At 56.1% G+C, this 12,609-nt stretch carries 9 protein-coding genes; 6 read left to right on the forward strand and 3 right to left on the reverse strand.

Annotation, left to right across the window (positions count from 1 at the left end):
- Positions 1–128: 128 nt before the first annotated feature.
- Entirely contained in the window at positions 129–2,180 is a 2,052-nt protein-coding gene (locus H6G53_RS17450; RefSeq protein WP_190535175.1) for a PP2C family protein-serine/threonine phosphatase, read from the forward strand.
- Positions 2,181–2,198: 18 nt separating this feature from the next.
- Here H6G53_RS17450 and H6G53_RS17455 read toward each other — a convergent pair whose 3' ends face one another.
- Positions 2,199–3,515, reverse strand: coding sequence for an NAD(P)/FAD-dependent oxidoreductase (locus H6G53_RS17455; RefSeq protein WP_242030848.1), 1,317 nt, complete (start codon positions 3,513–3,515; stop codon positions 2,199–2,201).
- 757 nt (positions 3,516–4,272) lie between these two features.
- Between H6G53_RS17455 and pyk the strand changes: the two genes are divergently transcribed.
- From pyk to H6G53_RS17470, 3 genes are all read left to right on the forward strand, one after another.
- Positions 4,273–5,700, forward strand: coding sequence for a pyruvate kinase (gene pyk, locus H6G53_RS17460; protein ID WP_190535178.1), 1,428 nt, complete (start codon positions 4,273–4,275; stop codon positions 5,698–5,700).
- 280 nt (positions 5,701–5,980) lie between these two features.
- Positions 5,981–7,717 carry a CTP synthase gene (locus H6G53_RS17465; RefSeq protein ID WP_099534457.1) on the forward strand — a complete coding sequence of 579 codons (1,737 nt, stop codon included), beginning with the start codon at positions 5,981–5,983 and terminating at the stop codon, positions 7,715–7,717.
- A 45-nt stretch (positions 7,718–7,762) separates the two neighbouring features.
- On the forward strand, positions 7,763–8,203 hold the full coding sequence (locus H6G53_RS17470; protein ID WP_099534456.1) for a hypothetical protein: 441 nt from the start codon (positions 7,763–7,765) through the stop codon (positions 8,201–8,203).
- 136 nt (positions 8,204–8,339) lie between these two features.
- Here the strand turns inward: H6G53_RS17470 and H6G53_RS17475 are convergent, their stop codons facing one another.
- A complete protein-coding gene (locus H6G53_RS17475) occupies positions 8,340–9,689 on the reverse strand; it encodes a CHAT domain-containing protein (RefSeq protein ID WP_199291462.1) in 1,350 nt (449 codons plus the stop codon).
- 59 nt (positions 9,690–9,748) lie between these two features.
- Positions 9,749–10,636, reverse strand: a complete 888-nt coding sequence (locus H6G53_RS17480; RefSeq protein ID WP_099534455.1) for an ABC transporter permease — start codon at positions 10,634–10,636, stop codon at positions 9,749–9,751.
- 111 nt (positions 10,637–10,747) lie between these two features.
- Between H6G53_RS17480 and H6G53_RS17485 the strand changes: the two genes are divergently transcribed.
- Both H6G53_RS17485 and H6G53_RS17490 read left to right on the forward strand, forming a co-directional pair.
- A complete protein-coding gene (locus H6G53_RS17485; protein ID WP_190354462.1) occupies positions 10,748–11,353 on the forward strand; it encodes a shikimate kinase in 606 nt (201 codons plus the stop codon).
- A gap of 75 nt (positions 11,354–11,428) precedes the next feature.
- Positions 11,429–12,520 carry a metallophosphoesterase gene (locus tag H6G53_RS17490; protein WP_190535181.1) on the forward strand — a complete coding sequence of 364 codons (1,092 nt, stop codon included), beginning with the start codon at positions 11,429–11,431 and terminating at the stop codon, positions 12,518–12,520.
- Positions 12,521–12,609 lie beyond the last annotated feature (89 nt).

Raw genomic sequence — 12,609 nt, forward strand, 5'->3', positions numbered from 1 at the left:
TTCTCCCCCAAATGGGATCAGCTTTACATCGTTTTGACCCGACATTGGGCGCAACCAATGACATGGCCTAGGATTGAAACGACGAACAAACGGTTTAAGTGACAAAATTTTTTAAGTAACATTTACGTATGAATTTACAAAGACGCTTGCTATTCATGATGGCGGGGGTTGCAGTGGTGGCCGTCTTGCCCACCATTGCCATTTTTCACTGGAACACCCATCACGAATTGATTCGGCGCTCCGAAACGGACGGCGTGCGCCTGGCCAACACCCTCAGCCGTGCTCTGTCGGTGTTGCGGGATGTGCCGGCCACCGTGGAAAACAAATTGGGCCAGCAAATGGCCGCCACCGCCACCGCCTTAGCTCAGTTAGTGGATTTGAGCCAAAAACGCGGCGAACCAACTGCCCAACTCCAACAACGAATTAACAAGATTCTGGCCGATTCGATCATTGATGAAGTTTGGATTTCGGATGCGGATGGATGTGCCCGCTTGCGACCGCCCGGGGAGGCGGTTTTTTGTTTTAATCCCGATCCGAAAAAACAACCCCAAGCCCATGTGTTTTGGCCCCTGTTGACGGGCAAGGCCAAGATGGTGATCCAAGAACCTCGGCGGCGGGAAATTGACGATCGCGTCTTTCAATACGTGGGGGTTCCGGGGATTGATCAGCGCCGCATTGTGCAAGTGGGGAACCATGTGGCCTTTTTGGAATCCTTGCGCCAGGCCCTGGGTCTCGATCGCCTGATTGAGGAGTTGCTGCGGGAACCGGACGTGCTGGGCATTTGGGTGATTGACTTGCAGGGCAAGGTGATTGCGGGTCAAGCTCGCCCGGAAAGCGGCCTCGGGAAGCAATTGGCCGAGCAGCAATTGTCTCTCTTGCGCAATAGCCTCAACACTCAGGCCACGGCCCGCGTGGTGAATGGCAATCTGCTGCATGTGATTGTGCCGTTGCGCGATCAGTCACAAGCCCTGCAAGGATCCGCCCTGGTCACCCTCTCGCTGAAGTCCCTGCAAGAGGCGTTGGCCACCCAAACCCGATTGCTCCTGATGGTGTCCAGCATGGTGCTGTTGCTGGTGGTGGTGGTGTCCTATTGGATGGCGGGTCGGTTGGTGGAGCCGATTGTGGCCCTGAATCGGGCTTCCCAGGCGATCGCCCGTGGCCATTGGGATCAACCCTTGCCCACCGATCGGGAAGATGAAATCGGCGCATTGGCCACCTCCTTTGCGCGGATGGTCACCCAACTGCAAGTGCATCTGGAAACCCTGGAACAGCGCGTCACTGAGCGAACCTATGACCTAGCGCGGGCTAATCAGGAAATTGTGACCCTCAACCAGCAGCTCACGGACGAAAATCGCCGGATGGGGGCGGAATTGTCCGTGGTGCGTCGTTTGCACCAAATGATTCTGCCCAAGGAAGAAGACTTGCTGAACACGGCGGATTTGGAAATTGCCGCCTACATGGAACCGGCCGATGAGGTGGGCGGCGATTACTACGACGTGCTGCACCGGGATGGCCGGGTGGAAATCAGCATTGGCGATGTGACGGGCCATGGCCTAGAAAGCGGCATGGTGATGCTGATGGTGCAGGCGGCGGTGCGCACCTTGCAAGCGGTGGGCGAAATTGATCAGGTGAAAACGATCAACACCCTCAATCGCTTGGTGTATGACAACACCAGGCGGATGCGATCGTACCGAAACATGACCCTTTCCCTGTTGGTTTATGAGCGGGGGTCACTGCGCCTCAGCGGTCAGCATGAGGAGGCGATCGTGGTGCGGGCGGATGGGTCGATCGATCGGGTCGATACCTTGGATTTGGGCTTTCCCCTCGGGATTGAAGCGGATGTCAGCAGTTTCATTGCCGAAGCGGAGGTCTATCTCAATCCCGGCGATTTGGTGGTGCTTTACACGGACGGCCTGACCGAGGCGGCCGACCACAGCAACCAGCTCTATGGGGCCGATCGCCTCTGTCGGTTGTTGCGAACCGAGCACCATCGCACCCCCCAGGAAATTTGTAAGTTGGTGGTGGATGATGTGTATCGCCACATTGGTGAGGCCAAGATTTTTGATGACATCACCCTGATTGTGATTAAGCGACAGCAGGAGCCGGCCGATCGCCCGATCGAGTCTGTTACGGAGATCGACTGGCCCAATGTTTGTAGCTTGCCGTCCTTGTCGGCTTAGGTCGCAAAATCCACGACTTCAACCCTGGTTCACCCCCGAAGGCGAGGCGGCAACTCCCTGGGCGATCGCCTGGCCCGCAATCCAACCCGTAGACCAGGCACTTTGGAAATTGAACCCGCCCGTGATGCCGTCAATGTCCAAAATTTCACCGGCAAAGTGCAACCCCGGGCAAGAGCGACTTTCCAAGGTTTTGAAGTCCACGGATTTCAAATCAATGCCGCCACAGGTCACAAACTCTTCCTTGAAGACTGCCTTGCCGGTGATTTTGAATTCTCCCTGCACCAACTCGCGCACCAACGCCTCGATCGGCCCCTTCGGTAAATCAGCCCAGCGAAAATCCGCCGCCACCCCCACCGTTTCCACCAATTTTTGCCAAAGCCGTTTCGGCAACTCCGGCGGCCCAGCGGTGGACACGGCCTTGCGTGGGTTTTGTTGCTTCAGGGTTCGCAGTCGATCGCGTGCCTCCTCTGCCGAAGCCGTGCCCAGCCAGTTCACCCGCAACAGGGCCCGATAGTGAGCCTCGTGGAGCGATCGCGCCGCCCAGGCCGACAACCGCAACACCGCCGGCCCACTCAGGCCCCAATGGGTAATCAGCACCGGGCCGATTTGCTCCGAGTCCGGTGGCTTTTTGCCTTTGCCACCCCGATCGGCCTCCGGCAAAACCAGCCGCACCTGGGCCCGCTCCACGGCCAACCCCGCCAGCGTGTCTAGCCGGGGATCGGGAATGGCCAGGGTGAACAACGAGGGAACCGGTGACACAATCGGATGGCCCAACCCCGCCGCCCAGCGGTAGGCCGTCGGCTGGCTGCCCGTGGCCAGCAACACCCGATCGGCCGTCAAAATTTCCCCCGATCGCAACTGAACTTGGAATTGTCCCGCCTCGTGGGTGATGTTGCTGACCGCCGCCCGCGATCGCAGCCGCACGCCCGCTCTTTCCGCCGCCCGCATCAAGCAATCGGCAATGGTGCTCGATCGATCCGTAATCGGAAACATCCGCCCATCCGGCTCGGTTTTCAGCAGCACCCCCTCCCCCACAAACCAAGTCACCGTATCGCGGGGTTGAAACCGGCTAAACACCCCCCGCAAAGCCTTGGCTCCGCGGGGGTAATGTTGCACCAACTGGGATGGCTCAAAGCAAGCGTGGGTCACATTGCAGCGGCCGCCCCCAGAAATCAGCACCTTGCTCAGAAATTGGGGCCCCGCCTCCAAAACGGTCACATCCAAGTCAGCATTCGCCCGCGCACAGGCGATCGCCCCAAAAAAGCCCGCGGCCCCGCCGCCCACCACCACCACTCGCCCCGATCGGTTCATGTTCGGGCGATCGTCCAAACTCATCCCCTAACCTCCCGTCACGATCGGCCAAAAATGGGCCCCAATCCGAAACAGACTCAAGCCAATAAAACTCAGCAGCGCCACAAAAATGACCGCATTCGCAATTTCCGATAGTTTATTCATGATGATTAGTTCAATAGGCGGTCGGTCAATGACCTGATTAAGATAGCATTACAAAAATCACACAATACCCGAATTAGCGTAAAAATTTAGAATCAAAGTAAAAAATCAAAAAACCTGAGTTGAAAACTCTGATTTTAAATTAAACAGTTATTATTAAATAGTTATTTCTTTCAAAAGATTAATCATTGCATTAATATAGCCACTGCCTAAAGCGAATTAGCACGCCATATCGTAAACACTATGAAGCAGTTAGTTGGTGGGCAATGCCCACCCTACAGACGAATCATTGAATGAGTCAATTGAATTTATGATCAACTCTGCGAGTTTGGTATTGCAGAGCACAGTAGGCAAATCTTCCTAATTTCTTTATTGACAGTTCTCGGTCTTTAAAACCAAGATCGGGTTATCGGTGATCCAATTTTTAGGGATCCACGATCAATTCCCATGGCGTGATTTGCCATCCATAAGCAACATTAACGTTTAATTTCATTATTCAACATTAATGTTGCTAAAGGTGCTGAAGTTGCCGCTGTTCTGATCTGAATCATTGGGTCTGAATGATCAGGGATATTGCGTTGGGGTGAATCTCTTCAGGTTCCGCATTTGATGCCGGTATTGTCAGTTAGGCAAGAATGATATGAAACCGTTAACCCATCGCACCAAAATTGTGGCCACGATCGGGCCGGCCAGCGATTCTCCAGAAATGATCCGCAAAATGCTTTTGGCGGGCATGAATGTGGCGCGGCTGAATTTTTCCCATGGTCACTATGATGATCATGCGGAGCGAATTTGGCGACTGCGGCAAGCCTCCGAAGAACTGGATTTGCCCCTGATGTTGCTGCAAGATTTGCAAGGGCCAAAAATCCGCGTGGGTGATTTACCACCCGAAGGAATTCCCCTCATAGAAGGAGAAATCTTAACCCTCGTCCCGATCGCAGAATATCAAAATCAACCCAACACCGTCGGCATTGACTATCCGCACTTGGCCGCCGAAGCGGAACCCGGCACACAAGTGTTGCTGGATGACGGGCTGTTGGAGTTATCTGTGCAACAGATTGATGGTCACGCGGTTCATTGCCAGGTCATTGAAGGTGGCATTCTCAAAAGTCGCAAAGGGGTGAATTTTCCCAGCCTAGATTTGCAGTTACCTTCCATTACCGACAAAGATAAACGGGATTTGGAGTTTGGGATTGCCCAGGGGGTTGATCTGATTTCTTTGAGCTTTGTGCGCAAGCCGGAAGATGTGCAGGTGTTGAAGGCATTGTTGGCGGCTAAGGGTGCGGAAATTCCGGTGTTGGCCAAGTTGGAAAAACCGCAGGCGATCGCCAATTTGCAGGCCATTATTGATGAGTGTGATGCGGTGATGGTGGCGCGGGGGGACTTGGGAGTGGAAATGCGCCCGGAGAAAGTGCCCTTGATTCAAAAACAGATCATTCGCCTCTGTAATCAAAGGGGAATTCCGGTGATTACGGCAACCCAAATGTTGGACAGCATGATCCATAATCCACGCCCCACGCGGGCGGAGGCCAGTGATGTGGCGAATGCGATTATGGATGGTACGGATGCGGTGATGTTGTCCGGTGAGTCGGCGGTGGGCAGCTACCCGATCGAGTCTGTCAAAATGTTGGCGCGGATTGCCACGGAGGTGGAACCCTCGATTCAATTTGTGAACTATCCACCCAACCAAAATGAGGATACGGATGCCATCAGTGAAGCCCTGCACGCGATCGATGAAACGATCGATTTGCAATGCATTGTGGCATTCACCGAAACGGGATACACCGCCCAACTGGCATCGGCGGAGCGCCCCAGAACAACCATCATTGCTTACACCCCCGACCCCAAGGTTTATCACCGTTTGAGTTTAAGTTGGGGAGTCAGGCCCATTTTGCTGAAGGGATTTAATGGGGAAACGTTGGCCTCTGCGTTGGCGCTGGTGGAGCAAGATTTGCTGGCTCGTCAATATGCAGCGCCGGGGGATAAGGTTTTGGTGATGGGCGGTGTTCCCTTTGGCAAGGCTGGAAGTACCAATTTCCTGAAAATTCACACGATTGCCGCCGATTAGCAAGGGAGACTGAGCATTTTGAGCACCTGGAGTCAGGAGCGATCGCCCTAAAATCCCAGCGATCGCGCCAAGGCCCTATGGCAGAATTGAGGGCGTTCAACCCGGGCGTTCAACCCGGCTGTTCCAACCCGACGGGTTTCATCTGACAATCTGCTGACGATCTTCTGACGATCTGTTGAGATGATCGATTGATCTGTCAGTTAATCATCTGTCAGTTAATCGGCAACCCGATCGCCCCTCACGCGCACCGACGCTACAAGCACCAAAATTTTTGCCAGCCATGACCAAATTCATCTTCGTAACCGGTGGTGTCGTTTCCAGCATTGGCAAAGGAATCGTCGCCGCCAGTCTCGGTCGGCTGCTCAAGTCTCGGAATTATTCGGTTTCCATTCTCAAGCTCGACCCCTACATCAACGTTGACCCCGGCACGATGAGTCCGTTCCAACACGGCGAAGTATTCGTGACCGGCGACGGAGCCGAAACCGACCTAGACTTGGGCCACTATGAGCGCTTCACCGATACGGACATGTCGCGCCTCAACAGTGTCACCACCGGCCAAATCTATCAATCGGTGCTGAACAAGGAGCGGCGCGGCGACTATAACGGCGGCACGGTGCAGGTGATTCCCCACATCACGGGGGAAATTCGCGATCGCATCCATCGGGTGGCCCGCAACACCAACTCCGATGTGGTGATTTCGGAAATTGGCGGAACGGTAGGGGATATTGAGTCGCTGCCCTACCTGGAGGCGGTGCGCCAGTTCCGCAAGGATGCGGGGCGCAACAATGTGCTCTATGTCCATGTGACGCTGATTCCCTGGATTCCGGCGGCGGGCGAAACAAAAACCAAGCCCACGCAGCACTCGGTGAAGGAGTTGCGATCGATCGGGATTCAGCCCGACATCATTGTTTGTCGATGTTCTCAGCCCTTGCCGGCCAACCAACGGGCCAAGCTGTCGGAATTTTGCGACGTGCCCGAAAGTTGCGTGATTCCCGCCATGGACAAGCCCAGCATCTATGATGTGCCCCTGAGCTTGGAAGAAGAAGGCCTCGCCCACCAAGTCCTCGATCTGTTGGGGATGGAGCCTCGCCAGCCGGATCTGAGCCGTTGGCGGAATTTGGTCGATCGCCTGCATAACCCCGTGCGCACCGTGACCGTGGCGATCGTCGGTAAGTATGTCAGCCTCAGCGATGCCTACCTGTCCGTGGTGGAAGCCTTGCGCCACAGCGCGATCGACACCCACAGCGAACTCAACATCCGTTGGGTCAGCTCCGAAGACTTGGAAAACGGGGGGCCCGAAAAATACCTCAGCGATGTGGACGGCATCGTGGTACCCGGTGGGTTTGGGATTCGGGGCATTGACGGCAAAATCGCCGCCATCCGCTACGCCCGAGAAAACCATATTCCGTTCCTGGGCCTCTGTTTGGGAATGCAATGTTCCATGATTGAGTGGGCCCGCAATGTGGCCGGTCTGCCGGGGGCCAACAGCGCGGAATTTGATCCCCAATGCGAAAATCCCGTGATTGGGCTGTTGCCGGAACAGGAAGACGTGGTGGACTTGGGCGGCACGATGCGCCTGGGGCTGTATCCCTGCCAAGTGCAACCCGACAGTTTGGCCCACCGGCTCTATGGCAAGGAGGTGGTTTATGAGCGCCACCGCCACCGCTATGAGTTCAACAATTCCTATCGATCGCAGGTGATCGAAACCGGTTACCGCATCAGTGGCACATCGCTGGATGGTCGGCTGGCGGAAATTGTGGAGTTGCCGAGTCACCCGTTCTTTTTGGCCACGCAGTTTCACCCGGAATTTTTGTCACGGCCCAACCGTCCCCATCCCCTGTTTTTGGGGTTTGTGCAGGCGGCGATCGCCCGACAAGCGCCCAGCAGCCCAGCCCCGATCGCCCCGCCGGAACCGGCTTTGGCATCCCTAGAGGCGGTGAATTCCGTGGAGGATCCGGCAGAAGATCCCCTGTCCACTTTTGCAAGTAATGCAGAGGCGGAATTGGCGAACTTGTAGAGTCTTGTAGAGTAAGGTTGATGTCGTTCGGGCGATCGCGCGGCTGTGGCACATTGGATTCAGTTTTCCTACGAACGCAACGAATATCTCGTGAATTTGGCGAGTATTCGGTTTTTTGCGCGTGACAGCAGCCAGCGCATCTCGTTTTGGCTGCCGGACTCTGCCATGCCCGTTGTTTTGGTTCCCCAGGATCATCCAACGGCCTACCGGCAGGTGATGGAATTTATCGATCGCCTGCCGGATGCCAACGCCGACTGTTACTGGGTGAATTTGGTTTACGATCGACGGCAATACACCATCAATCTGAAAACCATTCGGGCCTTCTCCCGATCGGCTAACGGGCGGCTGGTGTTTTGGTTGCCGGACAATGGCCAAGACATGGTGTTGCACCCGGAACTCAACGCCGAAGCCTATCACCTAGTGAACGACTACATCACTAAATGCATCACGGGCCCCGGAGCGATCGACCCCCTGATGGGCAATTGACCCCCCGATGGGCGATCGATATCAACACAAGCCTCAATCGTCTTGGGGGCAAGGGGCTTAAGCCTTCGTGGGGCAAGGGGCTTAAGCCCCTTGTCTGTGTTGATCTGGGGGCGTACAGGGTCGTGATTGCCAGACGCTACCAAGGATTGCCAATGACGGTGAACGCCGCCCAGTAGTAGGGGTGCGATAGCAGTTCCTGGCCGGTGGCAGCAATATCCGGCGGCAGAAACACCGTGCCACCCCGGGCCCCGGAGCCGCGTAGCTCATTGCCCTCAATTCGCACCTGGCCGCGCAGGAGCGCCAATTGGGCTTGGCGCAGGGCTTCCGACTTGGTGGGGGCCTGGCGCAACTGGCGATAAAACTCATTCATCAGGGCTAGGGTTCCCCGATCGCTCACATACCAAAGGCTGGCGATCGAGGCCTTGACTCCGGACGCGATCGCCATGCCCGCAAAGCCCAACTCCGCTTCCCGATCGCCCACGGCGGTTCGACAAGCACTAAGCACCAACAATTCCACCGGCTTGCTGATCCAGTCGATCGCCTGGATTTGCGCCAAGCTCAATCGCTCTTGCCAAAACTGAATAAACGACGCTTCGGGGCGACCGGCTTTGAATTCCGCATGGGTCGCCAAATGTACGATGCCATAGTCGCTGCGTTGGCGTTCCCGTTGCAGCGCCCCCAAGGTGAACTGGTTGTTCAAGAAATAACGACCGGGCCACAGACCGGGCCGATCGCCATTGCCGACGATCGCTTCCAGCTCGATCGGCACACCGGGCAAGGGACTGAGGTTGGTGGTGTCTTCAAACTGCGAAGCACCCATGGCCAGCACCCGCGATCGCTGGAGGTTGCCCGCTTGAGGATCAAAGAGGCTGAAGCCGGGAATTCGAGCGATCGCGTATTTTTCAATCAAAAAGCGCTGGCCATCGTGCAGGGCTGCCAAGGGAGCCGATCGCAACCCCTCGCCGGGGCAAAAAATCAGCAGCTCAATCCCTTCCGCCTGGAGCTGTGACTCGATCGGGGCAATCAACCAATTGTGCAAGCGTCGGGCATAGGGTAAATAGCTGACTCCGTTCCGCTGCACCGGGTTGGTGATGGCAACGGTCAGCAGCTTCACCGCTTCGTTGACGGTTGCTTGGGACGCGCCGGGAATGATTTCAATTCTGGGTTCGCTGCGGCCGGTGACCAACACCAATTCCACATCATTGTCCCGGGGCATCATGTACAGCAGCGCCGATCGCTGGCCGGTGCGCCGTTCCATTTCCCGCAACTGTTCCGAGACAATCGCCGCCGAAATGCGTCGGGCGGGTAAGTCGCGGTTGAATTGGCGTTCGTATTCTCCCTCCCACAACGCTTCGATTTTGTTGACCACGTTGGCGGGGGTGACGGGTTCGCTGGGCTGGCTGGCCCAACCCGGCGGCGCGATCGTGCTGCCCACCATTACGGCTGCCAGGCTCGCCGTCAACTGTCGAATCATGCGATCGCCCATGGGTAGTGAAAACGCTGTTCCTATTCAAACAAGGCAACAGGGCGATCGTCAGGGCAACCTCAGGACGATCGCTGTTGCGGGTCGATCGCATCCCGCAGCCCATCCCCGATGAAATTGGCGCTTAAAACCGTCATAAAAATCGCCAGCCCCGGAAAAATCGCCATATGCGGCGCGGTTTCCAAAAAATTCTGGGCATCGTAGAGCATTCGCCCCCAAGTGGGCACATCGGGCGGAAAGCCCAGCCCCAAAAAATTCAGGGTCGATTCCGTCAAAATGGCCGTGCCCACCGCCAAGGAAGCCGCAACAATGGCCGGGCCGATCGCGTTGGGCAAAATATGCCGCCAAATTAACCAGCCCGATCGGGCCCCCAAGGCATAGGCCGCCAACACGAAATTGCGTTCTCGCAGGGTCAGAAAATTAGCCCGAATTAACCGCGCCACGCTCATCCAGTTCAACCCGCCGATCGCCCCAATCACCAGCAGAAAAATCCCCAATTCCGGCCCCGCGATCGCCCGCAACGGTTCCCGAAAGAGATAAATCAGCAGCAACAGCAGGGGCAACTGAGGCAAGGCCAAAAACAAATCCGTGAGCCGCATCAACAGCCCATCCACCCAGCCGCCATAGAACCCCGCCACCGCCCCGATCGTTGTGCCCAAGGTGACCGCCACCAGCATCGAGGCAATGCCCACCGTGAGGGACACCCGCCCACCGGACAGCACCCGCGCCAACAAATCCTGCCCCCGATCGTTCGTGCCCAACCAATGGGCCAGGCTGGGGCCTTGGTAGGCGCGGCCATAGTCCAAGTCCGTGGGCGAAAGGGGATAGAGCCATGGGCCCACCAGGGCCGCCAGCCCGATCGCCCCCAGGCAAATTAGCCCAAACAGGGCCAACCGATCGCGACAAAATCGCCGCCAAGCCGCCCCCCACAGACTTTCCGAGTGATTCATTGACCTGGTTTGTAATTTTGTCTAATTTTGTCTAGTTCTGGCTTGTTCTGTCCTGCCCTATCGTGTTCTATAGCAACCGCACGATAGACCGCACCCTTTTTGCCTTATCCCATGACTGACTTTTCCGAGCCACCCAATCCCCAACATCTCGCCACCTTGATTCGTGGCACCAGTCTGTATTTAGTCGGGCTAATGGGGTCAGGAAAAAGCAGCACCGGCCGCCAGTTAGCTGCCGCCCTGGATTATCGCTTTTTTGACACAGATCAGTTGATTGAGCAGGCTGCTGGCCAGTCGATCGCCCAAATTTTTGCCACCGAAGGCGAGGCGGCCTTTCGCCAACTGGAAACCCAAGTGTTGTCGCAACTGTCCGCCTATAAGCGATTGGTGGTGGCCACCGGGGGCGGCATTGTCACCCAACAGGAAAATTGGGGTTATTTGCGCCATGGATTGGTGATTTGGTTGGATCCCACCCTGGAGACGATCGTGAACCGCTTGCAGGCGGATCCAGCCGAAATTGCCCAGCGGCCCCTGTTGCAGTCGCCCGACCCGGTGGCGGCCTTGGCGGAGTTGCGCGATCGTCGATCGGCCCAATATGCCCAAGCGGACTTGCAAGTGGCGATCGGGCCGGAACAGTCCCCCGCCCAGGTGGTGGATCAAATTCTGGTGGGTATTCGCGGAGTCTTGCGGCCGGAGGTGACTGGCTCCACCGAAAATTAATCAAGCTAGTTAATCAAGCCAGTCAATCAATCAAGTCAATCAATCACCGTTGATTACCCCCCAGAGGCCGCCATTGTGACCCAATCCCGTCGCCAGTTTGTTCAAAATCTATTGGCCGGTGGTTTGCTGGCCACGGGGGCGGCGACCTGGCTGCAACGGGCCGATCGCACCTGGGCCCAAAGTCCTCCCAATTTGGAGCCAGCCCCTCCGCCCGATCGGGGTGATTTGCGGATCATTGCCATCAGCGATCTGAACAATGGCTATGGCGAAACGGATTACCGCGCGGAGGTTCATCAGGCGATCGCCCTGATTCAGCGCTGGCAGCCGGATTTGGTGATTTGTGGCGGGGACATGGTGGCGGGCCAAAAGCTGGGCCTCACCCGATCGCAGTTCCAAGCCATGTGGGCCGGGTTCGATCGCACCATCTATCAACCGCTGTGCCAAGGGGGGATTCCCTTTGCGTTCACCTTGGGCAATCACGACGCTTCAAACATCACCTTGCCCGATCGAACTTTTAAATATGCACTCGATCGAAACGAAGCCGCAGCCTATTGGCGAAGACAGCGATCAACAATGAATTGGGACTGGGTGGATGATGCCTGGTTCCCTTTTTTTTATGCATTTCGGATGGGAAATGCCCTAATTGTCTCCTGGGATGCTTCGGGGCCCGTCATTAGTGCGGAACAATTATTACGGGCCGAACAGTTGTTTACCTCAGAAGTCGGCCGAGCAGCCCAGGTGCGATTGCTGTTGGGTCATATGCCACTCCATGCGGTTACTCCCCAACGCAACCAGCCGGGAAATGTATTGCGAGACACGGCTCCAGTGCAATCGCTCTTGGAACGGGCCCAAGTCACTGCCTACATCACGGGCCATCACCATGCTTACTTTCCGGCGCGTATGGGTATGGTCGATCTATTACACCTGGGATGTTTGGGAGGCGGTGCGCGATCGTGGCTGGGCACCTCTAGCACTCCAATCCGCACTTTGACCGTCATTGATGCACGGTTTGGATCTCCCAACTTGCGGTATAGCAGTTATCAACTCAATCCTTTCCTCTCCCTGCGTGATGATCAGCTACCTCGGGAAATTGTTGGGTTTAACGGTCGGTTGGTGCGGCGCGATCAACTACTGTCCAAAGATCATGCTTTGAAGCAGAAGTGTTGAATGACAGATTCAGGTTATAAAAAAGGGGTAAGAAGATGTAATTCTTACCCCAAACAATCAAAAAGTAGTACACCAATGTTACGCTCATT

Origin of the sequence: Limnothrix sp. FACHB-406, assembly GCF_014698235.1 — a bacterium.
In the GTDB taxonomy this organism is placed as follows: domain Bacteria; phylum Cyanobacteriota; class Cyanobacteriia; order CACIAM-69d; family CACIAM-69d; genus CACIAM-69d.